This is a genomic window from Marasmitruncus massiliensis (genome assembly GCF_900186535.1).
Lineage (GTDB): Bacteria > Bacillota > Clostridia > Oscillospirales > Ruminococcaceae > Anaerotruncus > Anaerotruncus massiliensis_A.
The window spans coordinates 432,514-448,259 of sequence record NZ_FYDE01000004.1 but is presented as its reverse complement, the minus strand read 5'-3'; the positions used below and the strand labels follow the sequence as shown (position 1 = coordinate 448,259).

Sequence of the window (15,746 nt, the reverse complement as noted above, 5' to 3'; positions counted from 1 at the left end):
AATCTATAGTTGCTGATGCTCCATCCGTTTTTTATGTATCTGCTGACGCTGGCATTGGAAAATATATGCACAAAGTGCGTTTGCCGCAGCTTTCGGGACATCCATAAATTCACATCCGTAGAGCATCTGGCCGTGAATGGTATCCCCCGTTCTTCTTACGGCGCCTTTGAACTGAAAAACATTCCGGTCGAATTTAAGCCTGATTGAAATGATGTCGCCCGACTCATAATTTTCCGTTGAAGAAAACAGAGTGCCGCCAAGGCTGAGGTTACGGATCGTCACATGGGCCGCAGGTGTTTCTTTTTGTTTATCCGGCTCTTCCTTTGTTTTTTCTTTCTCAGCTTCTTCATTTTTCTTTTTCAGCAAGACGACATAAGCCGACATATTTACTTCCACGCGGAAAAAGTGCCGCCTTTCCAAATCAAGAAGGCTGACAACCTCCATAATACGGATCGACTTCAGGCTGGATGTATAAACCTTCCCTGCAAGTACCCGGAATCCGCTTTTTGAATTGAACACATTCATTTTTACCTCTGTCCCATAGGCTGCAATCGGCATGAGTCCGGTCTTGTCGGAAACTTCAATGTACTCCTCTGTAATTTTTCGGATTGTGCCTGTGGCAACCAGTTCATTTGACAATGTCTTGATTTCACAGACTGAGGATATATACTCTGTTGGCAAAGGCAGCATGCCCATTCCTCCCCCGGCATCGGATATCATTATATTATCACAGGATCAACAAGATAAAAAGAGAAAAAAAGCTTTCAGCAAAAATGACTAGTCATTCTTTTCCCGCACAGTTTTTGTTCCTTCCCCTGCCGCCTTTCTCCTGCGTACCCCCATAGGGGCGCCCGCCGTACGGCGCGCAAATTGCGCGGAACGTTCCGAAAGGGGTTGAGAAGTCTGCCCCGGTTCCCTGTTTTTAATTTCAGAAGAAGTCTGCAAAAGCTGGCAATAGATTGCCGCAATTACCTCATACAATTCCACCGGAATATTGCTGCCGACCTCAAGCATACACAGCAGCGAGGACGCGCTGTCATCCCGGAATACGGGGATTCCTTTTTGCTCCGCAATACCGATAATGCGCTCTGCAATGCTGCCGTAGCCGGAAGCGATCACAACAGGGGCCATGTCCTCATCCGCATTATATTTTAAGGCAACCGCTTTTTGTTTAGATTTTGACATTCACACCCGTCCTTTTATATGGCAGCGATTTAAATACATCCATGAGCGAGCGGGGACGTTCCAGCTTATCAATTGCAATCGTTCCAAACTGGTAGGAGGACGCAGAAATGCACTTTACAAACCGGTCTTTCATTCCGGAAAATTCAGAAACATAGGCGGGCGGACAAAACAGAGAAAAATCGATTGTCTGGTCTAAAACATTCAGTTCCGCTTCAAATTGTCCAATTCCTTCAATATCAAAGACAATCAGCATATGAATGTTTCGCTTGCCCGAACGTTCCGAAGAGTTGCGCTCATCCTCCGACCCATTTGGATTAATCCAGATTTCAGCAAAAGACTTCATTTGGTCGTACTGCACCGGAATAACAAAATGCAGCAGCGGGGTGAAATTGCAGGGAGACGACAGCAAACTGTGAATAATTTTTTCAATCTTTTCCGAATTTAATAACGTAAAATCTGCATTGTCTGCCTGCTTTCCGATGATCTGCGCAAGGATATCCATAATCTTGGAGTTTTCGTTTTGTTCCCCGGCATTTGTCATCTGGGCAAGAAAATGATCGATTCCCGCCGCCAGTTCGCCGCGCTGCTGTTTGCCGTCCAGCAAAAGCATTAAATTGGACACAGATTCCTGGAAAAAGTCCGGATTGTTATTAAACCTGGACAGGTTGTAAAGCGAAATCGCAATCACCTTTGCCATTCGCGGGGAATACAGAATACTTCCCTCAACCTCTTTAAAAATCTCCAGAACCTGCGTCTTCAGCTCGCCGAATTTTTGAGCGGCATCCTGCGCGCGAAACTGGTCGGACAATGTCTGCAGCCGCCCGGACAGTAGTTTGCTCGCCTCCAGATTTTCGGAGAGAAACTGAAGGCTGTTGGAAATTGCGTTGAGCACATCCTGCTTGCCCAGCAGCCCGTTAATTGATTTTAACAGGTTTGCCACTCCCGCACGGATTTCCGGTGTGGGGTTTCCGGCAATCAAACCGCGCAGAAAATTGAACAACTCCCCTTTAAACACAGTAGAGGTGTTCTCCTGCCGCATCATTTCTACCACGATATCCTCCGGCTTAATCAGCAGGGAATTGAACAGCTGTTCAATCTCCTGTGTCACAGTGGAGTTATTCACCGGCAGAAGTTTGATAATTTCCTGCAAAATAAAAATATTTTTCAGGAAATTAACCGTAACAGACGGATCTTTCAGAAGATTTGACAAGATCGTGGACGCTTCTTCCTTCTGAATCATCCCGTTATTCTGTTTGAGCAGTTCCCCGTTGGACGCCGGTTTAATTACCTTGGTTACATCCTGCAAATTAAACGGCACAGAAGGGTCGGTTGCCTGTTTATTCGGCTGTATCTGGTTTTTATTCACCAGCGGAGTCGTGATTTTCAATATATCTGCCATTCAGGCACCACCTTGCTTACCGCCTTAGATTGCGCTATAATGAGATTGATAAATCCCTTATAATCTATATCGTACTTTCTTTTTAAAAATTAATAACAAACATTAAGTTATCTTAAAAAGTGTCGACTTTCTATATAGGAAGGCTTTGCCGCTCTAATTCATATTTAGTAGGTGAGTATCAATGAGTTCTATCGATCCGGGTATGGAATCCATGTTGGAAATGTTTATCTATGAAAGCACCACGCTTTTGGAAGAGCTCGATGAAATAATGCTGGAATCGGAAAAATCCAAAGATATCAGCGAAAAGAATATCAACGAAATCTTTCGTATCATGCATACTATCAAAGGGTCCTCTGCCATGATGGGATTGGAAAGCATTTCCAGCCTTGCTCATTCTGTGGAAGATGTGTTTTTCATCGTCCGCGAAAATCCGGCAAAGCTGAAAGAGATCAGTGATTCGATCTATGATTTATTGTTCCAGGCCTCTGATTTTATCAAAGCTGAAATTGACGGCCTGCAGACGGATGACTATACCCCCAAGGACTCCAGCTCCATTATCGGCCTGCTGGAAGAGCAAGCCGCAATCATGAAAGGGGCTGCTCCGCGGGCGGCTGTCCCGGTCACTGTTGCTCCGACTGCCACTGCTCAGACGCCAAAACAGCAGTCGGTTCCCAAACGCGCGCCGGCAGACGCAGGCATTTCCACAGGGGACGGATACCATCAGGTGCGCGTCTTTTTTGAGGACGGCTGCCAGATGGAGAATATTCGTGCGTTTATGCTGCTTACCCAAATGAAGGACTGGTGCGATGAGCTGGATTCCGTTCCGCCCCATCCCGAAGCCGACTCCTCACTGTCCTCGGTAATCATTGATAAGGGATTTATCGTTAAATTCAAAACCACGGCCAACCCTGAAGATATTTATAAGATAATCGAAAACTCGATTAATGTAAAGTCCTATGAGATTCTCGAAACAAAGGAAGAAAATGTTTCGCAAAACGCCACCGCTGCTTCCTCCGCTTCTACTGTAACCGTGCAGGTAAAAGACGATCAGGGACAGACCTCGGCGATCGCAGCAAAAGCAGGCAGCAAGCAGAGCCTGATCAGCGTAAATCAGACAAAGCTGGACCAGTTGATGGATTTGGTAGGAGAGCTTGTTACAGCAGAATCCATGGTGGCGAGCAATCCCGACTTAAAAGGCCTTGTGTTGGATAACTTCAACAAATCGACCCGCGAACTGCGCAAGCTTACCGATGAACTGCAGGACGTCGTGATGTCCATCCGTATGGTCCCGCTCTCCGGCGTCTTTCAGAAGATGAACCGCATCGTTCGCGATATGGGGAAAAAGCTGAATAAAGCAGTGGAACTTGAAACCATCGGAGGAGACACCGAGGTCGATAAAACAATCAACGATACGATTACCGATCCGTTTATGCACATGATCCGCAACTCGATGGACCACGCGATTGAATCCGCAGAAGAACGCCGGGCGCTTGGTAAACCGGAAACGGGAAAAATTACTCTGGCGGCTCAGAATATCGGCGGAGAAATTGTGATCACCATTTCTGACGACGGGTGCGGCCTTGACTCGGCAAAAATCATGAGCAAGGCAAAGAAAAACGGGCTGCTGACAAAACCCGAATCCGAATATTCGGAAAAAGAGATTTTCAGCATGATCATGCTTCCCGGGTTTTCCACCAATGAGGCGGTCACTGAGTATTCGGGGCGCGGTGTCGGCATGGATGTTGTCCGCAAAAATCTTGAAAAAGTCGGCGGTACAATCAGCGTGGAAAGCACCCGAAATGTCGGTACCACTTTCACAATTAAAATTCCGCTGACGCTTGCAATCGTGGACGGCATGGAAATCTCGGTTGGCGGCAGTATCTTTACCCTCCCGATTACTTCCATCAAGCAGTCCTTTAAAATCTTTGATCCGAAACAGGTCATCTATAATACAGACGGGTCGGAAATGATTATGCTGCGCGGCGAATGCTTCCCAATCATTCGTTTGCACGATGTGTTTTCCATTGATAACGCAATTAAGGACTTGACCGAAGGCATTGTCATTCAGATTGAAAACGCCAGCCAGGTCGCCTGCATCTTCGCCGACGAACTGATCGGCGAGCAGCAGGTGGTTGTCAAACCTTTCCCCGCTTTTCTCAACCGCTACAACATTAAGCAATGCGGGCTTTCCGGATGTACCATTTTGGGTGACGGAAGCATCAGCCTGATTCTGGACGCCAACAACCTCCTGAGCATATTTGAAAGGCAGTGATGGTCATGGAAGAGAACATTGTTAGCACTGTAATGGACGATCTTCAGGGAAAATTTTTGACATTTCATATTGAAGACACCATCTATGGAATAGAGCTTTTGCACGTAATTGAAATTATCAGTATCCAGAACGCCACCCGGATTCCAAATGTTCCCACCTACATCAAGGGGATTATCAATCTCAGAGGAAAAATCGTTCCTGTGATCGATGTCCGTCTGAAATTTAAGCAGTCTGAGCGCGTCTATGATGAAAAAACATGTATTATTGTGGTGGTGATTGAGGACATGCAGGTAGGCCTGATCGTTGACCGTGTGTCTGAAGTGGTTACAGTGGATCAGGCGGAGCTGGCAAATCCGCCGGAACTGGGAACCACCAGCAACGAAAAATACCTGCAGTCGATTGCGACAGTCGGCGAAAAAGTTGTTTTGAATATTGACTGCCATAAATTCTTTCACAGTGATTTAAATTATACAAAGATCTAAGGGAGTTGTTTAAATGCCGATTGCCGCCCCTTCCGGTTTAATTAGCATTACGGATAAAGAATTTTTGTCGTTAATTACTTTTGTCAAGCAAAAATATGGTATTAATCTGGAAAAAAAGCGGGTCCTCATCGAGGGCAGAATGTCCAACATGCTGCGGGAACGTGGCTTTTCCAATTTTGAGCAATATTTAGATGTTTTGTTTCAGGATAATACCGGCAGTGAAGTAACGACCTTATTGAATAAACTGACGACAAACCATTCTTATTTCATGAGGGAACGGGAACATTTTGATTTTCTGCAATCGCATGTACTTCCTTTTTTAGAGCATATCCACCCTGGCCATGACCTGCGCATTTGGAGTGCCGGCTGCTCTGCCGGCCAGGAAGCTTATACAATGGCCATGGCGATTGACGAGTATTTCGGTGCTCAGAAACCTTTGTGGGATACCACGATTTTGGCCACCGATATCTCCATGAATGTTTTGGATAAAGCGAAAAAAGCGATTTACACAGAAGATAATTTGAAGGACATGCCTGAAAAGTGGAAAAAAATTTATATGAACCGCTTGACCGATGGAACCTATCAGGTATGCGAAAAGATACAGAAGCAGGTAATTTTCCGTCCGTTCAATCTGATGGATCCTTTTACCTTTAAGAAGCCATTTGACTTGATTTTTTGTCGGAACGTTATGATTTACTTTGACGGCCCCACAAAGGACTCTCTGATTAAAAAGTTCTATAATGCGACAGCAAACGGAGGGTTCCTTTTTATCGGGCATTCCGAAGTGATCAATCGGGAGACAATCAATTATCGCTATATCAAACCGGCAGTCTATCAAAAAGGAGGCAAACCCGGTTGAAAGAGCTCTCAAAAATTAAAGTTCTGATTGTGGATGATTCTGTCGTGTTCCGTCAGATGCTTGAACGGGAGCTCACAAATGATTTGAATATCGAAATTGTCGGCACGGCAGTGGACGCTGATGATGCGGCGGAAAAAATTCAGTCGCTTCACCCCGATGTAGTCACTCTGGACGTTGAAATGCCCCATAAAAGCGGTACCGACTTCCTGAAAAAGCTGATGTTTACAAATCCCCTTCCGGTCGTTGTAGTGAGTTCTCTGCCATCCAACGCTTTAAACGCACTTGATGCCGGCGCTCTGGATTTTGTAAAAAAGCCCGAAGTCCAGTCATCGGCAGACCTGAATGGCTTCATCAGTGAATTAACCATTAAAATTAAAATTGCCTCCGCCGCCAGAATTGTAAACAAGCATGCCGCCTGTGTCCATTCTGCCGACATTTTGTCTTTGAAAAAGCAAAACGATCATCCGGTGATCGCTATCGGGGCTTCCACAGGCGGGACAGAGGCGATCCTCTCCATCATTCGTGATCTGCCGCCTACCACGCCGGGGGTCATCATTGTACAGCATATGCCGCCTGTATTTACCAATATGTATGCACAGCGTCTTGACAAAATTTGCCGGATGAATGTCCGTGAAGCAAAAAATAACGATCGCGTAGTACCGGGGTCCGTCCTGATCGCTGCCGGAGAATACCATTTACGACTGGCAAAAGACAGAAAAGGGTATTATGTCAAAAGCGAACAGGGGGCCAAAGTAAGCGGCCATTGCCCATCCGTTGACGTCATGTTTGAGTCGGTCGCCGCGACGGCGGGTAAAAATGCTATCGGCGTCATTTTAACAGGAATGGGATCCGACGGGGCTTCCGGGCTGCTGAAAATGAAACAGGCCGGAGCTTACACAATCGGGCAGGATAAAGAGAGCTGCGTCGTTTATGGGATGCCTATGGTTGCGTTTAACAAGGGAGGCGTTGTAAGACAGCTTCCCTTAGACAAAATAGCCGGAGAAATTATTCGCTATTTAAATGCCCTAAAATAAGTCAATGAAGAAAAAAGGAGCAGATGATGAATCTGCTCCTTTTTTCCACGGTTTTATAAAGTTGCATGAAGGAGCAAACGAAAGACAAAACATCCGTGCATTAAAGACTTCCGGCTTTAATTTCGCCGTTTTCATAATAATACATTTTATGAGTTTCTCTTTCCTTGATCTGCAGGGATTCGTTTGCCATCATAATTTTTACCGGAGGATAAAGCTGGAAACAGCTCAATTTGCAGCTTTCAAGGCTCTCGATCAATTCATCAATGTCCAAAAGCTGTTTGGTATCAATACTGATCTGCACAGAGGAGAGCATCCTCTGCTTTTTCATTTGGGCAAGCTGGCTTGCTCGTTCCGGCGGAAGCGGTTTCTTCTGGGCTGCCAGTTCCAGATACCTGCAATCTTTTTCCAAATTATCTACTTGCTTTTTCGCTTCCTCGATCTTTTTTGTAAGCTGCTTCTTCTGGTACAATACTTCAGGGGATACGCCTAAAACAATGGTAGTTGCGACATAAGCGGATGAACCGATATTTTTTGCTTTGATTGTATTGCGCGCTGTACAGATTCCTCCAACAATCACGCCTTTGCCGCCCTCTACCAGCACTTCATTATCAGACGTTATGCGGCAGTTCATAATGGATTCGGCTTTAATGGTTCCTCCCGCATTGACCGCGCAGTTTTCTAAAAACCGGCACTTTACATCCCCGCCCGCACGCAGATATCCCCTGCCCATTCCGTTCATTCCCTTATTCAGAAGGATATCGCCTTTTGCGTTGATAAAAGCCCCTTCGACTGCTCCCTTGATTGTAATATTCTTATCGGATTGTACGGTAAAGCCTTCCCTGACACCGCCATCTATGACAATATCCCCACAGAAGCTAAGATTGCCGACAGCATTATCCACATCGGCGGGAATACGCAGGACGTCTTCGATAAAGAATTTTTCATCTGCAAAGCGAAGGTTTCCATCGCACGCAGCAATCAGTTCCGTTTCATCTTCTGACAGCGCCATATTCTTTCCCACATGGATTTTCATTGGCTTCCCGGGATGCCCCTCAACGACTTCCCCATACAGATTCTTCCCATCAACCGGCGGTTCGGGGGGGATTATTTTGCATACAACAGTCCCTTTTTTTACGATACGCAGTTTATTCAGGTTTTTATAATTGACAGAATCGTTTTCATCCGCTTCAAGATGAATATCAGTGTCCCTGCTGAATAGCTCTTCGATGTAGCCGTCTTTACCATTTACCGCCGACACACCATTGGCAAGCACAGCCGATTTTTGATAAAGCTTAAAGGTACACAGCATCTTAATCCCCGAAGCGAAAAATTCTTCCTTAATTCCTTTTTCCAGCAGGGCCTGATGAATAAACTCCTCCGTGATGTCTTTACCGCCGTTTTCAGGAGGAAATGCCACTCCGGTTGCTGTCATGGCATCTTTTGAAATATTCAGCTGAAGGCTTGCATCAATCGCCGGAAGCGGCTCCTCCGCTTCTTCCTGGCCCTGCTTCTCCCCTTCAGGAAGCACATCATCCGATTCCTGCCCGCTTTCGGGGGCTTTCTGCGGACCGACTTCTTCCTCCGCCGGCGGCGTTTGAACAGGATTGGCCTGTTCCGACAGGACGGAGCCAGGACCTGCTCTTTCATCCTGAAGAGCGGTATCGCTGACGTCCGGCGTCAAATCCTGTTCGGAATCCTGAGCAGACGTTTGACCATCTTCCGGGGATACTGCCTGATCAGTTTCAGGTTTTTTGTCTTTAAAATGACTCCACAAGCGAAACAATACCGAGTCTGGCGCCGGGTCCTGCTGCTGGTTTTCCAAAGGCTTCTTTTCCATAATACCGCTCCTCTCCGCCAATAATTTTATGTCTCAAATTACGTGCCATAAATTAAAAAGATATCAGCTGGCCAAATCCGCAGCTACCAGACCCATTCCCCGTGTATGCCTGATTTGATCTGCATCAAGCCCGTATCCGCGTTAAAATAGAGTGTCCGGCCATAATTTTTTCCGGTGTCTTCCGCTATAATTGGAATATTCAACTGAGCAAGTGTATTTTTCACCGCCGTTACATTTCTCTGTCCGATATTCGCAATGGACGAATTGGACAATGCCGCAAACATTTGGGCGCCCCCGGCAATTTTAGCTTTCATCCTGGCACTGCGTGCCCCCAACTCAGTCATTTTCTTTACCAATATCACAATCGCAGTATCTGCAAATTTATAGGAATCCCGCGCCCCTGGCATTTGGGAAACAGACGGTAGCATAATGTGGGAAAGCCCGGCAATCTTCGCAACCGGATCGTATAAACAAATCCCCACGCAAGAACCCAACGCATAGGTTACCAACACGTCCGGTGCTTTCACAATGTTTAAATCCGAAATTCCGACGGTTACGGTGTTCATATTTCTATCCCCAGATTTGTCATTATTTTTTGCAGAGACTCCACGTCTGGAATCATCAGGATATGGCTGATTGCGTTTTCCTCCTGGCTGCTGAATTCATCTTCAATGAAAATAATCTTATCACTGATGTTGGCGTAATGAATCGCGGGAACGCTCAGGATTGCCCCAGCCATATCGATACAGATATCGGGAACCGAAATATTGATATTCAATCCCGTCAATGTGGAAACCGCATTGACATAGGAGGCGGCCATAATATTGGCAACCTCTGTCATAGCGGAGTATCCCATCTCATCAACTTCACTAAAGTCATTAAACGCCTGCCCAAGCAGCGCGTTCAGAGTCATATGCGCAAAATCCTTTTGCAGCAGAAACATCATCATGCCCGTGACATCCCCGCTCAGAGACAGCAAAAGCCCGACAATCATTGTTTCAGGGCCGCCCAAAGCTGTAACGACCTGATTGTAATCCAATATCCTGATCTGCGGCACATTGATCCCCACCGGCCGCATAAGCATGTTGGAAAGGGACGTTGCCGCGTTCCCGGAGCCGATATTTCCGATTTCACGCAGGACATCCATTTGAATGTCATTCAAGTCGTTATATGAGTTTAAGGGCATAAACACATCTTCCCTTCATTATCTTAAGTTATTGACAATCTCTTCCACCGAATCGGCAGTCTGCACCATTTTGGCGCTGAACTGGAACGCTTTCTGGGTGATCATAACATCTACCATCTCCTGCGCAATATCCACATTGGAACTTTCCAGCGCATTCTGTACCAGGTTATAAGGCAGTTCGGCATTCTTTTTCGCGTTTAACGCCGTTGCTTCCCCGGAAGTCGCTGTCTCCAGAAAACAGCTGTTTTCAGTCTGCTGCAGCCCGTATGGATTTTCAAACTGGTATACGCCGATTTTTTCGTTAATATCGTCCAAATTTAGAGGGCTGTTCTTATCTTCGCGATCCAGTTTAATTCGTTTCCCCTTTGCGTCCAGTATGTATCCGCCGTCCGACGAGACAAGATAACCGTTTTTTCCTTCCACACTGATGCGAAACGCCCCATTGCGTGTATATTCCGTATGATCGCCGCGCTCAACAGCAAAAAATCCATCCCCAACCAGGGCAAAGTCCAACTGGTTATTCGTAGAAACAGGTGTGCCCTGAGAGTACATGAGATCCTGGTCAGCGGCCTTGACGCCATGGCCTGTCAAGGGCTTATCGTCTTCATTTACATCCATCTGGGTATAGAGCAGGTCACTGAAATTTGTTCTGCTTGCTTTATAACCGTTCGTATTGACGTTGGCCATATTATGCGAAAGATTATCCAAATCCTGTTGAAATGCCACCAATCCGGAAACCCCGCTGTAAAACGCAATATTCATAACTGTCTGCCTCCCCCTGTATTATAAGCTCGCAATCTGCGTAACACTTTTCTGATTCATCTGATCTACGATTTTAATTGCCTGGCTGCATGACTGGAAAGCCCTCTGCGCCTCCATAGCAAGCGTATACTCCCGGTTCATATCCACATTGGACCGTTCCAATATTCCCTGCCTGACTGTCATATTTTCGGCAGGAACCATCTCTCCGCCGTCAGCGACGGTATAAAGCCCGTTCGTGAATTTTTCCAGCTGCACATCCTGCCCTGGAACGGTAATCAGCAGGCGGTCGATCAGCCGGTTCCTTTCATCATAAACTTCCCCATCTTCATTGACAGCAAAGTTGGAGCCGCCAACCTCAATTTCGCCGTCCTCGCCAAGGACTCGACCAGCGCCCTTAAGAACCAGAAATCCTTCTTCATCCACATCAAAATGCCCGTTGCGTGTTAAAAAGGTCTGTCCCTCTTCTGTTCCCTGAATATTGAAATAGCCTTCCCCATTGATTGCTATATCAAATGGCCGTCCGGTCTCTTCCAGCAATGACGCGTCGGCAATGGTAAAAACATCGTCCACAATCCGAATCGGCGTCCCTGCGCCGACAACTCCCGTGTCACCTGCCTCCATACGTGTAAGAAGTTCATGTTCAAAGGTAGTCGCAACGACACGTTCCGCCCGGAACCCGGGTGTTCTGACATTGGTAATATTATTGGTGATCGTATTCAGGGTTCTCTGCTGCATCATCATCCCGGATGCCGCCGTATAAAAACCTTCCAGCATTGCAAATCATCCTTTCATATATCTTTCCATTTTATTTTTGAGCTTCATCACCGCTTTAGAATTGATCTGCGATACCCTCTGGTCGCTGACCTTCAGAATCTTTGCAATGTCTGAGAGCTTCAAATGTTCGTAGTAATAGAGCGTGATCACCAGGCGTTCCCGCTCGGAAAGCGCTTCAATTTCCGCCTGCAGCGTATCATGCAGCTCTTGCTTGAAAATGCTGTTTTCAGGGACAAAATTTTCATCCAGATAGTCGCTGAGCACATTTCCGCCCTGATAAATATTCTGAATAATTCCTTCAAAGGAAAGCATGACGGAATTGGAAATTTCTCCGAAATTTCTGTTCAGCACCTCCAGAGGGACTTCCAGATAGTCCGCCATTTCCTGCATCGTAGGTTCCCGCATCAGTTCGTTGCAGAGCTTGTCATGAGCGGCGGAAACATTCTTTGCCGCCATGCGCACCCTGCGCGGGAACCAGTCCTGCTTTCGCACGAAATCAATAACCGCTCCCCGCACCCGCATAAACGCATAGCTTTTAAACTGAATCCCCTTGGACGGATCAAATTTCTCCACACAATCGATTAACGTGATGATGCCTTGGTTGACGATATCTTCGATCTGCGCATAATTCGCAGATATCCCCCGCATTTGTATTGCTACAGTTTTTGCAATAAAACTGTAGTGCATCACCAGCTGATTGCGGGTCTGAACATCCCTCGTTTCCTTATAACGAAGCATCAGGGCTTCAGGATTTTCAATTGTCACGCTTTCCTCGGTCATCGTGTTCAACTCCATAAGCCCTCCTTTCCACCCGAAACCTTATGAGATTGCAATACTGCCCAGTGCCTGAATTTGTATATTGGTATCTATTTCATTAAAGGACAGAACCACCGTATCCGGATAAAACTGATCTACCAGCTTTTTAAAATAAATGCGCACAATGGGGGAGGTCAAAATGATCGGGACCTGAACCAAATCCTTGATTTTATCGATTTCCTTGCTGGTTACAGAAATGATACTTTGAATGGTCTTCGGATCAAGCGCCAGATAGGACCCGTTTTCCACCTTCTTTACGGAAGCCATAATGGTGTTTTCCACATTCGCGTCCAGACTGATCACCTTGAGCTGGCCTGCCTCTGCAAACCGGTGAGAAATGGTGCGTTTCAGCGACTGGCGCACATACTCGGTGAGCATGTCGCTGTCTTTCACGGTCGTGCCGTAATCGGCCAGCGTCTCCAGAATAGTCTCCAGATCACGCACAGGAATACTTTCCCGCAGCAGGTTGCAGAGCACCTTCTGCAGTTCGCCCACTGAAACGATTGACGGGATGGTATCATTGACGATCATTTCGTTGGTCTTCTTCAGGTTGGCCAGCATGTTGTTGACCTCCTGACGGGTAAGCAGTTCATACGCGTGTTTTTTGATGACCTCGGAAAGATGTGTAATGATTACGGAAGTCGGGTCTATGAGCGTGTAGCCCGCAAGCTCAGCTTTGATCTTTTTATCTTCGCTGATCCATTTTGCCGGAATACCAAACGCAGGCTCTACGGTTTCAATTCCGTCCACGGTATCCTCAAGGTCGGAGGGCGCAAGCGCAAGGTAGTGATCCACCAGAATATCACCCTGCGCAACCTGTTCCCCCTTAAATTTGATTGCATACTGGTTCGGATTCAGCTGACCGCTGTCTTTGAGGCGGACGGACGGCACAACCATACCCATTTCCAATGCAAACTGCTTGCGGAACATCACAACGCGGTCGATAAAGCTTCCGCCGCTCCCCTCATCAACCAGCGGAATCAGACTGTATCCGAATTCCATTTCAATCTGCTCAACGTTGAGGAGCCCATAAACGTTGTCAATATTTTTATAAAAAGATGCCTCGCTGGTAATTTCCTCCGTAGGTGCAAGCCCCTCCTCAGTCTGGAGCTGCGGCTTTGTCTGCCGGAGAAGAATGACGCCAAGGGCAAACAAGCTGATGGAAACAGACAGCACCTGCACTGGGGGAAATCCGATCAGGGTCAGAGAAGCAAGCGCCAGAGAAGCCATGATCAGCACAATTGGCTGGGACAGAAACTGTTTGGCGACATCGTTGTTCAGGTTGGACTCCGAAGCGGATCTGGTCACAATCATACCGGTTGCCACCGAGATCAGCAGTGCCGGAATCTGGGACATCAGGCCGTCTCCAACCGTAGCGGTGGAATAAATGTTCATGATTTCCTGAAATGTACCGTCGCCGTTGATAAATCCCACAATCACGCCGCCGATGAGGTTGATAAAAGTGACAATGATGGACATGATGGCGTCGCCTTTTACAAACTTGGAGGCACCGTCCATGGAACCGAAGAAATCGGCTTCCCGCTGAATCTTAGAGCGGCGGTCTCTTGCCTGCTGCTCATCAATCAGGCCGGAACTTAAATCCGCGTCAATAGCCATCTGCTTGCCGGGCATCGCATCCAGTGTGAAGCGGGCGGATACCTCAGCCACACGTTCAGAGCCTTTTGTAATAACGATGAACTGCACCAGAACAATGATCAGAAAGATTACAAGCCCTACGATGACGTTGCCCTGAATCACAAACGCGCCGAATGTGCGGATAACCTGTCCTGCATCACCGTGGTTCGTAAGAATTTTTCTTGTAGAAGATACATTGAGGCCCAGCCTGAACAACGTTGTAATCAGAAGCAGGGAAGGGAAAATTGAAAATTCCAGCGACTCCTTGATATACATGGTCGTAAGCAGGATGATAAACGAAACCGATAGATTCAATATGAACATCAGGTCCAAAGCCCATGTGGGAAGCGGTATGATCAGCAGGAATATAATTCCGACCACAAACGCCGACACGGTATTATTAAATACTTTCACTGTTTCAAATCCTTTTTCTTCAGGCTGTATACAAAAGCGAGCACTTCGGCAACCGGCTGATAAAACTGATCCGGTATCTCCTGATCCAGGTCCACCGTTTCATAAAGGCCTCTTGCAAGCGGCCTGTTTTCCATCACAGTCACGCCGTTTTGCTCTGCTATTTCGACAATTTTAAGTGCGATCAGGTCTGCGCCTTTTGCAACCACGATCGGAGCACGGTTCTTCTGGGCGTCATAGCGGATTGCAACCGCGAAATGCGTTGGGTTTCTGATTACCACATCCGCGCTGGGAACCGCCTGCATCATGCGCCTGCGCGCTTGCTGCTGCTGACGCTCCTTGATTTTGCCCTTAATCTGTGGGTCGCCTTCTGTTTGCTTATATTCCTCCTTGATTTCCTGCTTGCTCATGCGAAGATTTTTTTCATAGTCCCACCACTGATAAAAATAATCGAAAAGCGCGAGGAAGATAAACATGATTGCCGCCGATTTTACAATGCTCAGAATGATAATGCCGACCTGTACGACTGACTGCTGCACCGACATATCCATCAAACGAGGAATGAGCGGAATCTGCTTTTTAAACTCCTGATAGAGGATAACACTCAGTACAACAATTTTGATAACCGATTTTGTCAATTCAATCAAGCCGCGCAGGGAGAACATTTTTTTCAGCCCATTGAGGGGGTTCATGCGGCTGCCCTTGAATTCAAGCAGCTTGGAGGAAAACAGAAACCTTGTCTGTGCACCCGTAAAAATAATCGTTGCGAGCGAACCGACAAGCAGCAGGGGCAGCGCGGTAACTCCGAACGCGATGCAGCCGTCAATAAAAAATTTCTGCATATCGGAAGCCGTTACGGTATCCATAGTCGCCGCCAGGGTAATAAAGTCGCTGATGTTCAGTTCAATCGTTTGAATAAAATGAGGGGCAAACAGTTTAAACGAATAAAACATAATCAGCAGGGAAAAAACGCTGACAACCTCATGGCTTAGAAAAATATTGCCCTTTTTACGTTCGTCCTGCTTTCGTTTGGGCGTTGCCTTTTCTGTCTTTTCACCGGCCAAGCATCATCCCCCCTTTTCCTCAAAGAATCA

At 46.8% G+C, this 15,746-nt stretch carries 15 protein-coding genes; 4 read left to right on the top strand and 11 right to left on the bottom strand.

Annotated features, from left to right (window positions below):
* Positions 1-3: 3 nt before the first annotated feature.
* The 3 genes from C1A10_RS06075 to C1A10_RS06065 form a co-directional block, all read right to left on the bottom strand.
* A complete protein-coding gene (locus C1A10_RS06075; protein ID WP_180951017.1) occupies positions 4-690 on the bottom strand; it encodes a flagellar brake protein in 687 nt (228 codons plus the stop codon).
* Positions 691-777: 87 nt separating this feature from the next.
* Positions 778-1,185 (bottom strand): EscU/YscU/HrcU family type III secretion system export apparatus switch protein, encoded by a 408-nt coding sequence (locus C1A10_RS06070; protein ID WP_101909401.1) that lies wholly within the window; start codon positions 1,183-1,185, stop codon positions 778-780.
* Positions 1,172-2,584: an antitoxin gene (locus C1A10_RS06065; protein WP_101909400.1), complete on the bottom strand. Its 1,413-nt coding sequence runs from the start codon at positions 2,582-2,584 to the stop codon at positions 1,172-1,174. Before C1A10_RS06065 ends, C1A10_RS06070 begins: the two co-directional genes overlap by 14 nt.
* A gap of 181 nt (positions 2,585-2,765) precedes the next feature.
* Between C1A10_RS06065 and C1A10_RS06060 the strand changes: the two genes are divergently transcribed.
* From C1A10_RS06060 to C1A10_RS06045, 4 genes are read left to right on the top strand one after another with little or no spacing between them, the layout of a single operon-like run.
* Complete coding sequence (locus C1A10_RS06060) at positions 2,766-4,856, top strand: chemotaxis protein CheA (protein WP_101909399.1); 2,091 nt, start codon at positions 2,766-2,768, stop codon at positions 4,854-4,856.
* A gap of 5 nt (positions 4,857-4,861) precedes the next feature.
* Positions 4,862-5,338, top strand: coding sequence for a chemotaxis protein CheW (locus C1A10_RS06055; protein ID WP_101909769.1), 477 nt, complete (start codon positions 4,862-4,864; stop codon positions 5,336-5,338).
* A 13-nt stretch (positions 5,339-5,351) separates the two neighbouring features.
* On the top strand, positions 5,352-6,197 hold the full coding sequence (locus C1A10_RS06050; RefSeq protein ID WP_101909398.1) for a CheR family methyltransferase: 846 nt from the start codon (positions 5,352-5,354) through the stop codon (positions 6,195-6,197).
* Positions 6,194-7,231 carry a protein-glutamate methylesterase/protein-glutamine glutaminase gene (locus C1A10_RS06045; RefSeq protein ID WP_101909397.1) on the top strand — a complete coding sequence of 346 codons (1,038 nt, stop codon included), beginning with the start codon at positions 6,194-6,196 and terminating at the stop codon, positions 7,229-7,231. Before C1A10_RS06050 ends, C1A10_RS06045 begins: the two co-directional genes overlap by 4 nt.
* Before the next feature lie 100 nt (positions 7,232-7,331).
* Here C1A10_RS06045 and C1A10_RS06040 read toward each other — a convergent pair whose 3' ends face one another.
* From C1A10_RS06040 to flhB, 8 genes are all read right to left on the bottom strand, one after another.
* Positions 7,332-9,068, bottom strand: coding sequence for a DUF342 domain-containing protein (locus tag C1A10_RS06040; RefSeq protein ID WP_101909396.1), 1,737 nt, complete (start codon positions 9,066-9,068; stop codon positions 7,332-7,334).
* 83 nt (positions 9,069-9,151) lie between these two features.
* The gene (locus C1A10_RS06035) at positions 9,152-9,634 is read right to left on the bottom strand and encodes a chemotaxis protein CheD (RefSeq protein ID WP_101909395.1); all 483 of its coding nucleotides are present in this window, start codon (positions 9,632-9,634) and stop codon (positions 9,152-9,154) included.
* Complete coding sequence (locus C1A10_RS06030; protein WP_101909394.1) at positions 9,631-10,254, bottom strand: chemotaxis protein CheC; 624 nt, start codon at positions 10,252-10,254, stop codon at positions 9,631-9,633. The genes C1A10_RS06035 and C1A10_RS06030 overlap by 4 nt, the downstream gene beginning before the upstream one ends.
* A gap of 18 nt (positions 10,255-10,272) precedes the next feature.
* Positions 10,273-11,016, bottom strand: coding sequence for a flagellar hook-basal body protein (locus C1A10_RS06025; RefSeq protein ID WP_101909393.1), 744 nt, complete (start codon positions 11,014-11,016; stop codon positions 10,273-10,275).
* Positions 11,017-11,037: 21 nt separating this feature from the next.
* Entirely contained in the window at positions 11,038-11,790 is a 753-nt protein-coding gene (locus tag C1A10_RS06020; RefSeq protein WP_101909392.1) for a flagellar hook-basal body protein, read from the bottom strand.
* Between the two features lie 6 nt (positions 11,791-11,796).
* The gene (locus C1A10_RS06015) at positions 11,797-12,585 is read right to left on the bottom strand and encodes a sigma-70 family RNA polymerase sigma factor (RefSeq protein WP_101909391.1); all 789 of its coding nucleotides are present in this window, start codon (positions 12,583-12,585) and stop codon (positions 11,797-11,799) included.
* A gap of 24 nt (positions 12,586-12,609) precedes the next feature.
* Positions 12,610-14,655, bottom strand: coding sequence for a flagellar biosynthesis protein FlhA (flhA, locus tag C1A10_RS06010; RefSeq protein WP_101909390.1), 2,046 nt, complete (start codon positions 14,653-14,655; stop codon positions 12,610-12,612).
* Positions 14,652-15,716, bottom strand: coding sequence for a flagellar biosynthesis protein FlhB (gene flhB, locus C1A10_RS06005; RefSeq protein WP_101909389.1), 1,065 nt, complete (start codon positions 15,714-15,716; stop codon positions 14,652-14,654). Before flhB ends, flhA begins: the two co-directional genes overlap by 4 nt.
* Between the last annotated feature and the right edge of the window lie 30 nt (positions 15,717-15,746).